Genomic DNA, 15,953 nt, shown 5'->3' with positions numbered 1-15,953 from the left:
ATGAGATGGAAAAGCATGATTTTAAGGGTGGTATCGATCTCCACAAGGATCAAGCCTTGCATTTAAGAGGAATTGATGACTACAAACGGGTAGAAAGAATTTATCCGAAAAAGGTTTATATTCCCGTCCAGCAGCATATCGGCGGCGTACCGGAAGTGATTGTTGAAGTCGGCGATGAGGTTTATTTAGGTCAGACCATTGCCAAAATGGATGGCGGGCTGGGAGCACGAGCCCATGCCAGTGTTTCTGGAAAGGTCGTTGGGATTCAAGAAATTGACCAGGGGCAAGGAGAAGAAATGCTCTGTGTAATTATTGAAAATGATTTTGAAGAACGCCTGGCAGAAGAGCACCACGAACCGATTGAAGCATTGGATCGGGAAACAATTGTTCAACGGGTGGAAGCAGCTGGCGTGGTAGGTCTGGGGGGAGCAACATTTCCCAGCCATGTGAAATTGAATCCGCGAGAAGAGATCCATACTTGTATTTTTAACGGAGCCGAGTGCGAGCCGTTGTTAATGGCGGATGCTGCTTTGATGGCGACCCAAGGTGAAAAGCTCTTGAAGGGCTGCAAGGTGGTCATGAAAGCAGTGGACGCCAAGGAAGGCATCATCGCCATCGAGGATGACAAGCAGGAAGCGATCCAAGTAATGCGGGAATGGTGCAAAGATACGCCGAATCTCTCCGTGAGAGAAGTCCCTTCAATCTATCCTCAAGGGAGTACCGAGATGCTGTTTAAGACCGTTACCGGCCGGGAAGAGCCTTACGGCGGATCGACGCGACACGTGGGTTATTTAGTTATCAACGTGGCAACAACCGTGGCGGTTTACGAAGCGATCGAGCCGGGGATTCCGTTAAGTCACCGGATTTGTTCAGTAGTTGGCGATGTGATGAAGCAAAAAAATGTTTATTTCCCGATGGGGACGATGATCGAAGAGGTGATTGAATTTTGCGGCGGCTTTAATGGCCGTCCATCGAAAATTATCACCGGCGGGTTTATGATGGGCAAAACGGTAGACACCCTAAATGCTTCATTGACTAAATCAGCCAATGGTTTGATCGTAATCAACGAAGATCACGATGAAGATATGACCCCAAGTCCTTGTATCAAATGTGCCCGTTGTGTCGATGTATGTCCGATAGGCCTATTGCCTCATCAATTGGAAAAGAATTATTTGAAGCAAAACTGGGCCCGTCTGGAAAAACTATACGTAGAAAGCTGCATTAACTGCGGCTGCTGCACCTACATTTGTCCGGCCCGCCGTCACTTAGCAGAGCACATCGTCGCGGGTCAAAAAATAATCAAAGAGAGGAAGAAGGACTAATGATGGAAAAAAATCAACCCTTCGAAGATTTTCGCAGTGAACGCTATCCTATGATGGAAGCTTCACCTCATCTATTGTTCTGGGAGAAAACCGACCGCATCATGAAGCTGGTTGTTTTAGCCCTGCTGCCCAGCGTCCTGGCTTCGATTCTCTTTTTCGGTGTGCGGTCTCTGCTGCTGTATGTGATTTCCATCGTCACGTGTGTGGTTTGCGAAGTTCTTTGGTTCAAAATTCGTAAACATTCTGTGCCGCAGGATTTTTCTGCGGTGGTAACGGCGGTCCTTTTAGCTATGAGTATACCCGCCAGTGTGCCATTATGGTACCCCGTAGTTGGTGGAGCAATCGGGATTATTTTAGCTAAGGAACTATTCGGCGGTATCGGTCGAAATTTGTTGAATCCCGCCTTAACTGGACGGGCTGTTCTGCGGCTGGTTTTTGCCCAAGAGATGTCCACCAATGTTCAGCCGCAGCCCTTCTTTTCATTAGATGGATTAGATGTGGTCTCTTCGGCCACACCGTTAATGACCGCTAGTGCCGGAGAAAGCTTATCCAGCAGTCAGATGATTGACAGTCTAACCGGATTAATTGCCGGGAAAAATGCGGAAACGGCAGCTGTTTTACTATTATTAGGCGGTTTATTTTTACTGTATAAACGAGTGATCAGCTGGCACATTCCTTTGTGTATGATCGCAACAGTAGCGGTGGTGGCATTGATTGCCGGCAAAGGGGATATGACGATCGTTTTTGCCCATGTCTTTGGCGGGGCTACGATGTTGGGTGCCTTCTTTATGGCGACGGATTACAGCACTTCACCTACCACACCAAAGGGGGAAATCATTTATGGGGTCAGCTGTGGTCTGCTGCTGATGGCTTGGCGCTTATTCACCTCCATGCCAGAAGGAATGACCTTTATTCTGCTGATTATGAACTGCTTTGTGCCATTGATTGATTATTTAATTATTCCCCAGGTTTATGGTGAAAAAAGTACCGATTAACATTCCTTGCAGCTGTTCAGGCAACTAAACGAACGGCTGCAAGTTTTTTATAATTTAGAATACCTATTGCTCGCTTTTTCAGGAAAAAAACGGGTATGATAAGAAGAGAAGAATTGAAGGAGGAAGAAAATGGAAACGTATCAGTTAAGAGATGGATTAATTGTTCCTAAGGTAGGTTTTGGTACTTATAAGTTAAACGGATTGGCTGGGGTCAACACGATGGTTCAGGCCTTGTCCAATGGGTATCGTTTATTAGACTCAGCCTTTAACTATGAAAATGAAGGAGCAGTGGGTGAAGCGGTTCGCCGTTCAGAAGTTCCTCGTTCAGAAATTGTGGTAGCTTCAAAGCTTCCGGGACGTCATCATGCTTACGATGAAGCAATTACAACAATTCAAGAATCCTTGCTGCGGGCGGGTCTGGATTATTATGATCTATACTTGATTCATTGGCCGAATCCGCTAGAGGATCGTTATGTAGAAGCATGGCAAGCCTTGATCGACGCGCAACGTTTTGGTTTGGTTCGTTCAATCGGGGTTTCTAACTTTCTGCCAGAACACCTGGACCGCTTAGAACAAGAAACCGGCGTGCTGCCAGTGATTAACCAAGTTGAGCTGCATCCTTTCTTCAACCAAGAAGAGCAGCGAGCTTACAATGCTCAACGGGGTATTTTGACCCAAGACTGGAGTCCTTTAGGTCGGGCCAGCGAGATCTTAAGCAACGAAGTATTGTCAGAAATTGCTCATAAATACGGTCGCAACGTCGGACAGATTATTTTGCGCTGGGAAATTCAACTGGACACCATGCCGATTCCCAAAGCCTCCAGCACCATGAGACAATTAGGCAACCTGGATATTTTTGACTTTGCCTTGACCGACGAAGAAATGGCGATCATTAATGGCCTGTCAAAACCAGACGGCCGCCTGAAAAATCAAAATCCGGCAGAGTATCAAGAGTTCTAAAAAAAGCCCTCGCAAGGAGGACTTTTAGCCAGCATACCATTCAACAAATAGTTGAAGCAGAGAAACAGCGATACAACCAAGTACAATCAGAACTCCCATAATGATGTGAATCCGTTTCTTGATTACCAGTATCGCAACGAATTCTCGTAGAAACGCATTGGGCAAATAGTACTTGGCGGTCTTTGCACCGATGCCATCCGCCTTCAATCCAACCTGCTTGGCATACATGCCGGCGCGGAAAATATGATAATTGTTGGAGGCGAAGATGGCCTTGTAGCCGTCGGGTTTCTCTCGCTCCATAATGTCTTTGCTGAAACGCATATTTTCCAAGGTTGTGGTGGAATGAGTTTCGATCAGAATTTCTTCATCAGGAATCCCCTGATCCAGCGCATAGTTTTTCATGGCGACGGATTCAGGTACTTTCTCATCGGAACCTTGACCGCCAGACATTAATAGTTGCGGCGGCGACAAGGTTTTGCGGCTTTGCATGTGGTAAAAGGCAATTGCCCGATCAATTCGCTTCGCCAGTAGTGGTGAAACGCGTTCGCCGTTGATTAATCCAGCACCTAAAACAATCACATAATCTTGATCCGGCTTTGGATCGTTTAACTGATAAAGTAAGGAAATCGACAAGAAATTCCAAAACACCAGAAACAAATAAAGCAGGACAGCTGTCGGGATAAACAGGAGCGGTTCCGACCAGCCAGGGACCAGATCGGGCCCCACTCTACGAATCACCGTAGCAATAATGATCCCTAGGGCCAAAATCAAGGTTAACAAATTAGCCAGTGATCGCGACTCTCGCTTAAAAACCAAATAGCTGTTCCAAAGCAGAAAAATAATTAACGAATACAAACCAAATAAAAGAACTAAAAGGGCAAAGACACCTAAAATACCTAAGATGCCGATAGTAATTAAGGAAATCGAGCTGAAAGACAAGACTCCTAGATAGACAAACAGGCTGACTAAAAACAGGTTAAACAACCAGCCGTTACGCAGCCGCGCCTTGTCTCTAAAATAAAAGAAGTGAAACAAAGCATAAAAGCCCAGGGGAATGACTAGATAAAAGGTCCGTTGCTGAATTTCGGCAATCAGACAATACAGGGACAACAGTCCACCGGTTAAAAATAAATTTTTTCGCAGTCGTTCTTCCTGGTCCGTTTTACTTATCCAAACGTTTAATAAAATGATACTTGCTAAATAGACAATAAGTGCAACAACATCTCTGGCTATGAACATCTCACCACCTCTTTCATAGTCAGTATATCAAATTAAGAGGGAAAGTTTGCTAAAGAAGCATAGAAAGAAAAGAATAATTAGGAGGAATTATGATGGACATTAAAGGGATCAATCGCATCCATTCACCAAATTTTTGCGTCATCGGAAAAGAAGGCCGAGGGTTGGCAGAAGAGTCAAGCTCATGGGTGCCGCTATTATGGGATCAGATGAATCAGCATTTTGAAGAAGTGGCCGGTCTAATCGATGCCACCGACATGAGTGAGCTGCATTTGTGGGGCTTAATGAGTGATGGCGAAAACTGGCTAGAGCCTTGGCAAAAGGAAGGCCGTTACTTAGCAGGCGTTCAGGTACCGTTGGAAGCTGTACCGCCCGTTGGCTGGATTCGCTGGGAAATTCCTATGATGACTTACTTAACTATTAAAACCGATGCCGAACGGGTGGATGAGGCCACGCAATTAATGTTGGGCCAAGTCTTTCCGTTAGAAAACGTCGAACTGGCTGGAGCCGTTCAGGAACACTACTTGCCAAGCTTTTCAGAAGGCGAAGTTGAGCTGTATTTTCCAATCCGTACCATCAAATAAAGACAAAAAGAACCGAGCAGATCGCGATGATTTGCTCGGTTCTTTGCATGTTTAGTTGAATAAAGCTAAAATTTTCCGCCAAGTAATCAAAAGGATATTGGCTTTTTCCACGCCTTTGCTGGTTACAACATTGGCACTTGGTGCTTCGGTTGGATCCAGGTAGCCTAGGTCATCTTGATTCAAGCTGACGGTGGTTACGCCAAGTTTTTCACCTTTACGCACCGGAGCAATCAAGTCACCGTTGTTCAACAAGGTCTCATCCATCTCGGTTTCCACCGTTACTTGGCTTGCATCCATATCTGAACGTACCCATAATTCCGCAACGCCATCGTTCTTCAAGCGAACGTCATCTTCTTTGCCGTCAACAACCTTTAAGGTAGTGTTGCCTGACATTGGATGGTTGGCTAAATCAATGGTTTGCAGCTGCCAGTTGTCTAGGCAGTAATCCATTAAGCGACTGGTTTCGGTAAAGCGAGCACCAGCGGCTGGATCAGTCGCATTTAAAACGACGGTAATCACGCGGCGACCATCTCGTTCAATCGTTCCGGCAAAACAAGCACCGGCTTTTTCGGTAGTTCCGGTTTTCAAGCCGTCGACGCCTTCCTTGCCTAGAGGCGCGCCTGGAAGCATCTGGTTGGAGTTTTCCATTTCAACTGGTGATTCTGATTCAGGATCGAATTGAGCAGTGACAACTTTTGAAGTGTCTAAATACTCAGGAAAATCGGTAATCAGATGACGGGCAATAATTGCCACGCTGCGAGCAGACATGGTATTTTCGTCGTCCTCGCCAGAATCCGGGTAACGAAGATCTCCCAGGAAGTAGTTGTTCAAACCTGAAGCATTGACGATTGTCGCATCGGTGATTCCCCAGCTAGTAACCAGCTGCCGCATTTGATCGACAAAGGTATGCTCGTTGCCCGCCAAAAACTCAGCTAAAGCAATTGCTGCCGCGTTGCCAGATTCAATAACCGCCGCATCGTATAATTCTTTAACGGAATACGTGCGATCTTGACTCAAAGGAACGTTGGATAATTCTGGGTCGGTACTGTTTGTGGCTGCATATTCTGAAATCGGGACTTGTGCATCCCAGCTCGTTTTTTGTTGTTTCACAGCATCTAAGACCATGTAAGCAGTAATCAATTTGGTGATGGAGGCAATTTCTAAAGCTGTATCACCGTTTTGATTGTAGAAAATTTTTCCCGTATCAGCATCAATGGCAAAAGCCGCTTCCGCATTAATGGAAAAATCATCGGCCGCTTGTGCCGGAATGGCAGTGAACATTTGTATAAAAAGAGCTAAAACGACAAAAAATAAGGGAATTTTTCTTTTATTTTGCATCTGCAATCTCCTTTTTTTCTCTTAACCTTAAAATTCTAGCAAAGTATTCCCCTTAATTCAAGGGTTCTCACGCATTAAGAAGGAAAGTCTTTATAATTTTGTTACATAAATGGCGAATTTCACACAAATAATAGGAATCAGCATAAAATGCTGGTTCCTATTGATGGATATTTTAAACGAAAAATGAGCCATTAAAAGCCGCGTCCGCCGCCGCCGAAGGTTCCACCGCCGCTGGAATTGGTGGTGCTGCCGCCACCGCCCATACCGCCGCCGTTATTAGAAGGCTTAGGAATTCGTCGGGTGGTAACAAAGGAATTTACCAGCTGATCCTTGCGCTCGTCTAATTCCAAATGAGCATGCTCACGATACGGGTAACGATAAGTCCCCAGCTTCAGCTGATAACGCATCCTAGTAACCACGAAGAAGGCAATCGCTGCGATCAAGGCAATTCCAATCGCAATCGCGGCTTCCAAACCGGTGATTGCCTTATAAATCGTTACCTCTCCAGTTTCACCGTCTATCCGGAAATGTCCACCGGGAACACCATCATCCACATACTCAGCCGCTTCAGTAAAGTAGCTTTCCGCGGCTTGATAATAATTGCCATCCTGCATTGCATCTTGTACAGAATCCAAGATATTGTCTCGCCGCCGATCACTAATGAAATCGATCATATTACCGGAATAGGTTAGGTAAAGCTCCCGCTGTCCCATATCTAATAGAAGCAACGCGCCGTTGCCGTCTTCACCCACCCGAGCTTTTAATTGCTGGTTGGCAAAAAGCTGCGGGTCCTCCGTATTGGAGTTGGTAGTTAAAACAAACGTTTCACCTTTGATTTTTTCATTTAATGTATCAGCTAAGCTTCCTAACTCCACTTGCTGATCCGGCGTAAAAAGTCCAGCTTCATCAGTTACGGTATCATCTGCTGCCCAAGCATTCATGGGCAGGAAGAACAACAAAAGTCCGAAAAACCAAGCTAGTTTTCTCATATGAAGTACCCTCCAATCAGCAGGAGAGCCGCCACTACTGCAAAGATACCAGCTGAAACCAGCCCCAGACGTTGGTTGCTAATCGGCAGGATGCCGCTGACCTTGCCAGTCCGGCCATTCATGGCATAGTAATAAACCTTGCCGCCAGCATCGTGATACGTCACTAGCCACATCGGCAGCAGCATATAATGATTGCTTTGCCGATTAATCGTCGCTGTACTGCTGGTTTTATTGAAGGTAGTATAGCCAGAAACGGTATCTCTCAACAGATCATCAGTGTACCCTTGCAACTCGCGATTCAAATCCTCCGCAATATCTTTAATCTCAATATCCCGTTTTTCTGCCTGAAAGCCCGACAAATACTCGGTATGGAAATCGACTGCTTGATCAATTGGAAAGGGCTGAACGGCTTCCACCATTTTTTGCTGGACATTTTTAGTTAAGGCATTTTTCACTAAGTTGCTAATGGTGGCTTTGCCTTTACGATAAATTTGATAAACCTTGGTTTCCGTGTACTCAATGTCGCCCACGATCCACACTCGTAAAGACGTGCCTTTCCCGCTGAGCTCGCCACGGGTCTGGGCATCCACCACCCAATAAGGGAAGTAGACCCCGGTCAGCTTTTCAATTTGCGATTTATCGAAAAAGTCCTTCGGGATAAAACGTTTTTTACTGGTCCAAGCCAAAAACTGCTCCTCGGCTTTTTTACGGTCAATTTGAAAAGGCAAAACTTTATTTGGTAAAAATTCTCCCGACAAGCGCCCCGCTAAAATCACCGGATTATGGCAAAAATAGCAATAGGTGGCTGCCGTTGTCGCATCAGTGACGATTTCTGCTCCACAGCTGGGACAGTTGAACAAATCCATCGCATCCGTGTCGGCTTTTTCTTCAGCAGAAATAGCTGACTCAGCCGGATGCTTCGCTTCAAACTCTTCAATATCTCCAGTAGTAAAAATACTTAAACAGTAATCACAATGAAACTTCTGATCGTTAGGATCAAAGGTTAAGGGCCCGCCGCAATTGGGACAATGGTGAGTTAATACATCAGCCATATCAGGTCCTCCTTAATCCAGCGGTATGCCTTTAAATGGTTTGCCGCAGTGAGGACAGAATTTTGGTACGCCATTGCTTAAGTCCACCACTTCGCCGCACTCGCTGCATTTCATTTGAATTTTTGGTGCATTAGCTGCTGCCTGCGGTGCCGGTTTCGGCTCGCCGCAGTTGCTGCAGAACTTGCCGGTATTTTCGGTACCGCATTTCGGACAGGTCCAAGTGTCGCCTTGTGCTTGTTTTTGCTGGGCCTGCTGCTGATTATTTTCAGAAGCCTGCGACAGGTAAGAGCCGCCAGTGTTCATCCCCATGCCCATTCCGAAGAAGGCATTGCCGGCGCCCGAATCATTGCTGCCGGCTGCTTCCATTCCGCGAGCGACTGATCCTTGCACATAGCCTTCACGGATACCAGGATCACCCAGCATCGCACCTTTATTGCGCATGTTAATTAATTCAGTGGAATCATCGGTATAAGAAATGCTGGCAACTGCTACCGCCACGATTTCCATGCCCCGTAATTCCCGCCAGCTGTCATCTAAAATGTCCGACATGTATTTGCTAAGCTCCATACTTTTAGACGGCACATAAGAAATTCGTTCGCCGCTAGCTGACAGCTGATTAATCGTTGCTTGTAGAGCAGTCAAAAATTCTTGTAAATATTGTTCGTTAATATCCGAAATATCTACCTGCTCCAGATTGCGAGGTACTGCATTAGCAAAGAACAAAATTGGATCAGTAATCTTAATTGAATACGTACCATGAGCCCGCAGGAACAGCTCTGCATTGTAGAAATTATCAAAGTAGTTCAAAGGAGTTGGAGTGCCAAATTTGATTCCTTTGATTTCTTGCAGATTAATATAGTAGACTTGCTGCTTTTGCGGAGTCACGCCGCCGTATTTGAAACGGTCGAAGGTCTCAGCAATCGCTTCTTTCAACGAGCCTTGGAACATCGATGGAGCAGAATCATTTTTGACAGTGTAATAGCCTTCTTCAGCGGTGAAATCGATCACTTTGCCGCCGTCAACCAACAGCATCATCATATTGGGATAAACGTGAACCACTGAACCATCGGTAATTACGTCTTTGGTGCCCTTTTTATTGGAGCCGCGACGATCATCTTGGCGAACCGCCACACCTTTAGTCATCACGGTTGTTTGGCCCATGTCTGCCGGTTCGATGACCTCCAGCCACTGATCTGCTAAACCGCCACCGACTGTGCTTGTTGCTGCTTTAATTAGTCCCATAAAATAGCCTCCTTGAAATCTCTTTTTTCCATTATAGCATAGGCACCAGAAGCCGCAGAAATAAAGGTTTTATCAAGTTTAAGACTCAGTAAACTATCGGGATTGCGGTAGTATTTTCAGGTGAAATCACGTATAATAGAGAGCGGTGATTTTAAAAGGAAAGAAAAGCTGAGCGGAGTTTGCGAAGCCTTTCTTACAAGGCTCTAAAAAGAAAAGAGGGTGACTATGGCCTATCAAGCACTATATCGTGTCTGGCGTTCGCAGCGTTTTGATGATGTGGTTGGGCAAGAAGCAATAACCAAAACGTTGAAGAACGCGATTAAACAAAAAAAGACCTCCCATGCCTATTTGTTTACCGGCCCTAGAGGAACCGGGAAAACTAGTGCGGCCAAAATCTTTGCCAAAGCCATCAACTGTCCTAATAGTGTCGACGGGGAGCCCTGCAACGAGTGCGAAATGTGCCGCTCGATTACTGAAGGACGACAAGAAGATGTCATTGAAATTGATGCGGCCAGCAACAACGGTGTGGAAGAGATTCGCTTTATTCGTGATCGGGCGAACTACGCACCAACGACTGCTGAATATAAAGTATATATTATCGATGAAGTTCATATGCTTTCGACGGGAGCCTTCAATGCCTTACTGAAGACGTTGGAAGAACCAAAAGAGCATGTGATTTTTATTTTAGCGACAACGGAACCTCACAAAATTCCAGCAACGATCATTTCCCGGACCCAGCGCTTTGATTTCAAGCGCATTGGCGTGCAAGCGATCGTAGGCCGGATGCAGTACATTTTGGAAGCCAGCAATTTAACCTACGAAGACCAAGCGCTGCAAGTAATTGCCCGCGCCGCTGAAGGCGGAATGCGAGATGCCTTGAGTATTCTGGATCAGGCAATCTCTTTTAGTGAAGAAACCATCACTTTAGCGGATGCCTTGGCTGTCACCGGCAGCTTGACCACCGAAATGATGGATGCCTTTATCACAGCCTGCCTGGAGCAAAATGTCAGTGCTGCCTTAGAGGTGCTGGAGAAGATTTTAGCAGAAGGCAAGGAAGCTCGCCGTCTGACTGAAGATTTATTGCTGTATTGCCGGGATTTACTGATGTATCAGCAGGCGCCGCAATTATTAAATGATCGCGCGAACTTAACTGATACCTTTAAGGAATTGGCAGATAAGACGCCAGCGGATCGTTTTTACTGGATGATTAAGCTGTTAAGCGAAACCCAAAATGAGATTCGTTTTACCAATCATGCCAATGTCTATTTAGAAGTAGCAACGGTAAAATTAGCAGCACCGCCAACTACTAGCCAAGCTCCAGCAGATGGAGCAGCAGCCGTGGCGGCACCTGCGAATAATGAAGATATTATCGAGCTGAAGCGTCAAATCGTTCAATTGCAGACGGAAGTTAAGCAGCTGAAGGATCGGCCAGCCGGACCAGCTAAGGCGGAAGAAACTAAACAAAAGGCACCGAAGAAGACAGCCAGCACTTATCGAGTGCCAACGGAACGGGTTTATCAAGTGCTCTCAGAAGCAACCAAAGACCATCTGCTGAACGTTCGCAGTGTCTGGGAAGATCTGTTGATGGCTCTGCCAGTGACGCAACGAGCCCTGCTTAAAGCCAGTGAGCCAGTTGCAGCTGGCCCCGGGATGCTGTTAATTGCCTTTGATTACGAGATTGTCTGTCAACGGGCTGACGGCAGCGAGGAATTACGGACCAATATGCTTAATTCTTTAGGCATGATGATTAAAGACTACTCGCCAGATTTTGTCTTTATTACACGAGAAAGCTGGCCGCGCTTGCGTCAATCCTACGTTAGCCAGCATAAAGACTTGAAGCCAGAAGTCAACGATGACGTAGATGACAGCGGCGAAATCGAGCTGATCCCAGAAGAAAATCAAGTGGTGGAACAAGCCAAAAGCCTTTTTGGGGATTTAGTGAAGATAGAGGCAGACTAGCCAAAAGCGAATAACTCAATATCATGCAGGCTTTATGTTAAGCTTGATAGGAGCAACACAACTTAAAAAATTAATGACTAAGAAATTGGAGTGAATAGAATTATGATGCGCGGAATGGGCAACATGCAAGGCATGATGAAACAAATGCAAAAGATGCAAAAAGAAATGGTGAAGGCACAAGAAGAACTAAACGAAAAAGAATTCACTGGAAGTGCTACTAACGATTTAGTAAAAGTCGTTTTCACTGGCGACAAAACTATGAAAACAATCGAAGTCAATCCGGAATTAATCGATCCAGAAGATCCAGAAATGCTGCAGGACATGATTGTTTTGGCAGTCAACGATGCACTAACTAAAATAACTCAAGAAACCGAACAAACAATGGGTAAGTATACTAAAGGATTACCTGGTCTATAATTGCTTTTCGGTTGAAAGGAAGAAGACCATGCAATACCCAGAACCAATTGCGAAATTAATTGACAGTTATATGAAGCTGCCGGGAATTGGCCAAAAAACGGCAACCCGCCTGGCCTTCTTTACGATTGATATGAAGGACGAAACGGTGAATGATTTTGCCCGTTCGCTAATCAGCGTGAAGCGGGACCTGCATTTTTGCAGCGTCTGCGGCAATATCACCGAGGAAGATCCCTGCGAAATCTGTCGCGATACCACTAGAGACCGCAGTACGATTTTAGTGGTAGAAGAACCAAAGGATGTAATGGCTTTGGAAAAAGTCCGCGAATACCATGGACTGTACCATGTGCTTCATGGAGTAATATCTCCAATGGAGGGAACTGGCCCAGAGGATATTAATCTTCCGACATTAATCAAGCGTCTGCACAATGATGAAGTCAAGGAAGTGATTATCGCGACCAACGCCACCACTGAAGGGGAAGCGACCGCGATGTATCTGTCCCGTTTAATTAAACCCGCCGGGATAAAAGTCACCCGCTTAGCCCACGGATTATCCGTCGGCAGCGACATTGAATACGCAGATGAAGTCACTTTGTTAAAAGCAGTAGAGGGACGTCGTGAACTGTAGGTTTTTCTTTCACGACGTTTTTGTGTACAATGAGAATAGAACTAATGGAGGCAAATGAAGAGTGAACGGCTTATTTATTACTATTGAAGGACCAGATGGCGCAGGCAAGACCAGCGTCATTGAGGAATTATTTCCTCTCTTGCAGCAAGTAGCGAAGAAGGATATTGTGAAAACCCGCGAACCCGGCGGCATTCCGATCGCTGAGAAAATTCGTTCCGTCATTTTGGATCCCCAGAATGACCGGATGGATGACCGGACTGAAGCATTGCTGTATGCGGCAGCTAGAAGACAGCATCTGATTGAAAAAATTTGGCCGGGTTTAGAGCAGGGAAAAATTGTTTTGTGTGATCGCTTTGTGGACAGCTCGCTGGCGTATCAAGGTGCTGGTCGCGGTATCGGCATGAAGGAAGTAGCCCAAATCAATGAATTTGCCATCGAAGGTACGACGCCTGATGTTACTCTTTATTTAGACGTTGATTCAGATACCGGATTGCAGCGAATTATGAGTACCCGTACCAACCAAATCGATCGATTGGACGCGGAAGGTTTGCAGTTTCATCAAAGAGTGCGCCATGCGTACTTGAAGCTTGCGGAGGAACATTCAGAACGAATCATCAAGATTGATGCGCGAAAACGTCTGGAATTAGTTATTGAGGACTGTTTTTACGAATTAGTCTCCCGTTACCCCCAGTATTTTCAAAAATAGAGAGGTGTAGAAAATGAAATTAATTATGGCCATTGTCCAAGACAAAGATTCTAACCGATTAGCCAATGAGTTTATCGACGCCAACATCCGTGCCACAAAACTATCTTCGACCGGAGGATTTTTAAAGGCCGGCAACAGTACCTTTATCATCGGAATTGAAGACGAACGGGTGGAAGAAGCATTAGGCTTAATTAAAGAAACCTGCCAATCACGTACACAATATGTCACTACCCCGGTAACTCTGGATATCTCATTGGATGGACAAGTACCTTATCCAGTGGAAGTCGAAGTCGGCGGAGCCACCGTGTTTGTAATGCCGGTAGAAGGGTTCCATCAATACTAAGATGACAGAAGCAGAAAAACTCCAACAACTTCAACCAGTTGTGTTCCGTCAATTGCAGAACAGCTTTAAGCATGGTCGTTTAGCCCATGCTTATCTTTTTGAAGGCGACCTGGGAACCGGTAAAGAGGAAATGGCTTTGTGGTTCACTCAGCACCTGTTCTGCCAAGCCCTGAAAGACGGAATGCCCTGTGAAGTTTGTAATAATTGTGTACGAATCAGCAATAACGAGCATCCCGATGTAATCGAAGTCGCACCTGATGGACAAACGATCAAAGTAGAACAAATTCGTAAATTGCAGGTTGAATTGGGAAAAAGCGGGTACGAGTCGGCGAAAAAAGTGGTACTGATTCAGCAAGCAGAAAAAATGAATGCCAACTCGGCCAACAGTCTGCTGAAGTTTCTGGAAGAACCGCCAGCCAATTTCATGATTATTCTAGAAACGCAGGCCGTCGGGAAAATCCTGCCAACCATCCGTTCCCGCTGTCAAATTATTCATTTTCAAGCCTTATCGGTGGAAGAATTAATCCAGCGGTTAGAAAACGAAGCCCAAATCCCTCCCCAATCAGCTAAACTCTTAACGAATTTAACAAATAGTTTCACAAAAGCAGTTGAAATATCAAAGGATGAATGGTTTAATGAATCTAGGGATACTGTTATTCAATGGTATAGTTACCTAGAAAAACGGGACCCGCAGGCCTTTATATATGTACAAAAAAAACTAGTAAAAGTATTCAAGGACAAGATGCAGCAGCGGACAGCCTTTGAGATGCTGGCATTTTATGTAAAAGAAAAGCGCAATCAAATGCTTCAGCAAGATCAACAGGCGGTCGCTTTCTACAATCATCTGTTAGAAGAAATTTTACTAGCCAATCAAAAACTAGAGGCCAATGTATCCTTTCAAAATATTGCAGAACAAATAACGTTGCACGTCGTTTTTGCTTAATGTTATTTTTTTAAAGAGAGTAGGGAGACCAATGGTTGAAGTTGTCGGTGTCCGTTTTCGCGAAGCAGGTCATATTTATTATTATGCACCAGGCAAAAACGAGTACTATTACAATGACAAAGTTTTAGTGGAATCACAACAAGCGCATCAGATCGCTACCGTAGCTGTCCCGAGACTGGACATGGACCCAAGCGATCTATCCGATGATTTAAAGACAATCTTGCATAAAGCGTCAGAAAAAGAATTAAAAAAAGCGCTGGAAAATGAACGTGATGCCAAAGCTGCTTTTAAAGTAGCCAAGGAAAAAATTCGCGCCCACGAGCTGGAAATGAAATTAATCCATGTGGAATATACCTTCGACCGCAGCAAAATGATTTTCTATTTTACCGCGGACGGCCGGGTGGACTTCCGAGAATTGGTTAAGGATCTGGCTTCCGTTTTCCGGACCCGGATCGAACTGCGCCAAATCGGCGTACGGGATGAAGCGAAGATTTTAGGCGGTATCGGCCCTTGTGGACGACCGTTGTGCTGTTCCACTTTCTTAGGAGATTTCATTCCAGTTTCTATTAAGATGGCCAAGGATCAAGGGTTGTCTCTGAATCCCACAAAGATTTCGGGATTGTGCGGCCGTTTGATGTGCTGTCTGAAATACGAAAACAGCGAATACGAAGCTGCCAAGCGGGAATTACCTGATTATGGCAAGGATGTTATGACGCCTGAAGGTAAAGGCCGGGTTGTCGGTTTGAACCTATTGAGCCGTGTGATCAAGGTCCGCTTACCAGGCCGGGAAACCGCTGTTGAGTATGACTACAGCGAGTTGCAAGCAGCCAAAGCAGGTGATCGTAATGATGGATAGACGTTCCCTTTATGATGGGTTAAACCATTTAGAACAGGAAATGCAGCACAGTGTAACCGAATTGGCGGAAATGAAGGAAGCTTTGCTGGAACTGATCGAGAAAAATGCCACCTTGGAGATGGAAAATGAACGTTTACGCGAACGCGTGCGTGAAATGAATCAAAAGATGTCTCCAGTGACAGACGAACGCCAAGAACTGTCGCGTTCCCGCATGAATTTGGAAAAAATTTATGAGGACGGCTTCCATGTCTGCAACCTGTTGTACGGGTCCAGACGGGAGCATGATGAGCCTTGCGCCTTCTGCCTCGACGTTATTTATCGCGAAAGCAAACAAAGCAAGTAAACCGGGACAGGTGAGTTCCGGTTTTTTATTAGTGTTAAGGAGG

General features: G+C 45.5%; 17 protein-coding genes. 12 read left to right on the top strand and 5 right to left on the bottom strand.

Annotated elements, in window-relative coordinates; translation table 11 throughout:
- Nucleotides 1-5 precede the first annotated feature (5 nt).
- The 3 genes from rsxC to JZO70_RS03080 all read left to right on the top strand — a co-directional run bounded on the left by rsxC (nt 6) and on the right by JZO70_RS03080 (nt 3,277).
- On the top strand, nt 6-1,322 hold the full coding sequence (gene rsxC / locus JZO70_RS03090; protein ID WP_207672067.1) for an electron transport complex subunit RsxC: 1,317 nt from the start codon (nt 6-8) through the stop codon (nt 1,320-1,322).
- Nucleotides 1,322-2,317: an RnfABCDGE type electron transport complex subunit D gene (locus JZO70_RS03085; RefSeq protein WP_242703732.1), complete on the top strand. Its 996-nt coding sequence runs from the start codon at nt 1,322-1,324 to the stop codon at nt 2,315-2,317. The genes rsxC and JZO70_RS03085 overlap by 1 nt, the downstream gene beginning before the upstream one ends.
- Nucleotides 2,318-2,446: 129 nt before the next feature.
- Nucleotides 2,447-3,277: an aldo/keto reductase gene (locus JZO70_RS03080; protein ID WP_207672066.1), complete on the top strand. Its 831-nt coding sequence runs from the start codon at nt 2,447-2,449 to the stop codon at nt 3,275-3,277.
- A 24-nt stretch (nt 3,278-3,301) separates the two neighbouring features.
- On the opposite strand, the gene JZO70_RS03075 is transcribed toward JZO70_RS03080, so the two are convergent.
- A complete protein-coding gene (locus tag JZO70_RS03075; RefSeq protein WP_207672065.1) occupies nt 3,302-4,516 on the bottom strand; it encodes a YdcF family protein in 1,215 nt (404 codons plus the stop codon).
- A 92-nt stretch (nt 4,517-4,608) separates the two neighbouring features.
- Here JZO70_RS03075 and JZO70_RS03070 point away from each other — a divergent pair, with 92 nt between their 5' ends.
- Nucleotides 4,609-5,097: a GyrI-like domain-containing protein gene (locus JZO70_RS03070; RefSeq protein ID WP_207672231.1), complete on the top strand. Its 489-nt coding sequence runs from the start codon at nt 4,609-4,611 to the stop codon at nt 5,095-5,097.
- Nucleotides 5,098-5,148: 51 nt separating this feature from the next.
- On the opposite strand, the gene JZO70_RS03065 is transcribed toward JZO70_RS03070, so the two are convergent.
- From JZO70_RS03065 to JZO70_RS03050, 4 genes are all read right to left on the bottom strand, one after another.
- Nucleotides 5,149-6,435 (bottom strand): serine hydrolase, encoded by a 1,287-nt coding sequence (locus JZO70_RS03065; RefSeq protein ID WP_207672064.1) that lies wholly within the window; start codon nt 6,433-6,435, stop codon nt 5,149-5,151.
- A gap of 191 nt (nt 6,436-6,626) precedes the next feature.
- Nucleotides 6,627-7,424 (bottom strand): TPM domain-containing protein, encoded by a 798-nt coding sequence (locus JZO70_RS03060; RefSeq protein ID WP_207672063.1) that lies wholly within the window; start codon nt 7,422-7,424, stop codon nt 6,627-6,629.
- Complete coding sequence (locus tag JZO70_RS03055) at nt 7,421-8,476, bottom strand: TFIIB-type zinc ribbon-containing protein (protein WP_207672062.1); 1,056 nt, start codon at nt 8,474-8,476, stop codon at nt 7,421-7,423. Before JZO70_RS03055 ends, JZO70_RS03060 begins: the two co-directional genes overlap by 4 nt.
- Nucleotides 8,477-8,488: 12 nt before the next feature.
- On the bottom strand, nt 8,489-9,718 hold the full coding sequence (locus tag JZO70_RS03050) for an SPFH domain-containing protein (RefSeq protein ID WP_207672061.1): 1,230 nt from the start codon (nt 9,716-9,718) through the stop codon (nt 8,489-8,491).
- A 225-nt stretch (nt 9,719-9,943) separates the two neighbouring features.
- On the opposite strand from JZO70_RS03050, the gene dnaX reads away from it, so the two are divergent.
- From dnaX to JZO70_RS03010, 8 genes are all read left to right on the top strand, one after another.
- Nucleotides 9,944-11,677, top strand: coding sequence for a DNA polymerase III subunit gamma/tau (dnaX, locus tag JZO70_RS03045; protein WP_207672060.1), 1,734 nt, complete (start codon nt 9,944-9,946; stop codon nt 11,675-11,677).
- Between the two features lie 102 nt (nt 11,678-11,779).
- Nucleotides 11,780-12,094 (top strand): YbaB/EbfC family nucleoid-associated protein, encoded by a 315-nt coding sequence (locus tag JZO70_RS03040; RefSeq protein WP_207672059.1) that lies wholly within the window; start codon nt 11,780-11,782, stop codon nt 12,092-12,094.
- Nucleotides 12,095-12,122: 28 nt separating this feature from the next.
- Nucleotides 12,123-12,719, top strand: coding sequence for a recombination mediator RecR (gene recR, locus JZO70_RS03035; protein ID WP_207672058.1), 597 nt, complete (start codon nt 12,123-12,125; stop codon nt 12,717-12,719).
- Between the two features lie 61 nt (nt 12,720-12,780).
- Entirely contained in the window at nt 12,781-13,425 is a 645-nt protein-coding gene (tmk, locus tag JZO70_RS03030) for a dTMP kinase (protein WP_207672057.1), read from the top strand.
- 13 nt (nt 13,426-13,438) lie between these two features.
- A complete protein-coding gene (locus tag JZO70_RS03025) occupies nt 13,439-13,768 on the top strand; it encodes a cyclic-di-AMP receptor (RefSeq protein ID WP_010755590.1) in 330 nt (109 codons plus the stop codon).
- 1 nt (nt 13,769) lies between these two features.
- The gene (gene holB / locus JZO70_RS03020) at nt 13,770-14,711 is read left to right on the top strand and encodes a DNA polymerase III subunit delta' (protein WP_207672056.1); all 942 of its coding nucleotides are present in this window, start codon (nt 13,770-13,772) and stop codon (nt 14,709-14,711) included.
- A 31-nt stretch (nt 14,712-14,742) separates the two neighbouring features.
- Nucleotides 14,743-15,567, top strand: coding sequence for a PSP1 domain-containing protein (locus tag JZO70_RS03015; RefSeq protein WP_207672055.1), 825 nt, complete (start codon nt 14,743-14,745; stop codon nt 15,565-15,567).
- Entirely contained in the window at nt 15,560-15,910 is a 351-nt protein-coding gene (locus tag JZO70_RS03010; RefSeq protein WP_207672230.1) for a DNA replication initiation control protein YabA, read from the top strand. Before JZO70_RS03015 ends, JZO70_RS03010 begins: the two co-directional genes overlap by 8 nt.
- Nucleotides 15,911-15,953 lie beyond the last annotated feature (43 nt).

The sequence above is a fragment of the Candidatus Enterococcus moelleringii genome, from assembly GCF_017377575.1.
Taxonomy (GTDB): Bacteria; Bacillota; Bacilli; order Lactobacillales; family Enterococcaceae; genus Enterococcus_A; species Enterococcus_A moelleringii.
Note: the sequence above shows the minus strand (reverse complement) of the source record. Positions and strands in the feature narration are given on the sequence as shown.

What these genes read in the sequence shown, in the direction of transcription:
- rsxC (WP_207672067.1), top strand. Translation starts at nt 6, where the DNA reads ATGGAAAAGCATGATTTTAAGGGTGGTATCGATCTCCACAAGGATCAA.
- JZO70_RS03085 (WP_242703732.1), top strand. Translation starts at nt 1,322, where the DNA reads ATGATGGAAAAAAATCAACCCTTCGAAGATTTTCGCAGTGAACGCTAT.
- JZO70_RS03080 (WP_207672066.1), top strand. Translation starts at nt 2,447, where the DNA reads ATGGAAACGTATCAGTTAAGAGATGGATTAATTGTTCCTAAGGTAGGT.
- JZO70_RS03075 (WP_207672065.1), bottom strand. Translation starts at nt 4,516, where the DNA reads ATGTTCATAGCCAGAGATGTTGTTGCACTTATTGTCTATTTAGCAAGT.
- JZO70_RS03070 (WP_207672231.1), top strand. Translation starts at nt 4,609, where the DNA reads ATGGACATTAAAGGGATCAATCGCATCCATTCACCAAATTTTTGCGTC.
- JZO70_RS03065 (WP_207672064.1), bottom strand. Translation starts at nt 6,435, where the DNA reads ATGCAAAATAAAAGAAAAATTCCCTTATTTTTTGTCGTTTTAGCTCTT.
- JZO70_RS03060 (WP_207672063.1), bottom strand. Translation starts at nt 7,424, where the DNA reads ATGAGAAAACTAGCTTGGTTTTTCGGACTTTTGTTGTTCTTCCTGCCC.
- JZO70_RS03055 (WP_207672062.1), bottom strand. Translation starts at nt 8,476, where the DNA reads ATGGCTGATGTATTAACTCACCATTGTCCCAATTGCGGCGGGCCCTTA.
- JZO70_RS03050 (WP_207672061.1), bottom strand. Translation starts at nt 9,718, where the DNA reads ATGGGACTAATTAAAGCAGCAACAAGCACAGTCGGTGGCGGTTTAGCA.
- dnaX (WP_207672060.1), top strand. Translation starts at nt 9,944, where the DNA reads ATGGCCTATCAAGCACTATATCGTGTCTGGCGTTCGCAGCGTTTTGAT.
- JZO70_RS03040 (WP_207672059.1), top strand. Translation starts at nt 11,780, where the DNA reads ATGATGCGCGGAATGGGCAACATGCAAGGCATGATGAAACAAATGCAA.
- recR (WP_207672058.1), top strand. Translation starts at nt 12,123, where the DNA reads ATGCAATACCCAGAACCAATTGCGAAATTAATTGACAGTTATATGAAG.
- JZO70_RS03025 (WP_010755590.1), top strand. Translation starts at nt 13,439, where the DNA reads ATGAAATTAATTATGGCCATTGTCCAAGACAAAGATTCTAACCGATTA.
- holB (WP_207672056.1), top strand. Translation starts at nt 13,770, where the DNA reads ATGACAGAAGCAGAAAAACTCCAACAACTTCAACCAGTTGTGTTCCGT.
- JZO70_RS03015 (WP_207672055.1), top strand. Translation starts at nt 14,743, where the DNA reads ATGGTTGAAGTTGTCGGTGTCCGTTTTCGCGAAGCAGGTCATATTTAT.
- JZO70_RS03010 (WP_207672230.1), top strand. Translation starts at nt 15,560, where the DNA reads ATGGATAGACGTTCCCTTTATGATGGGTTAAACCATTTAGAACAGGAA.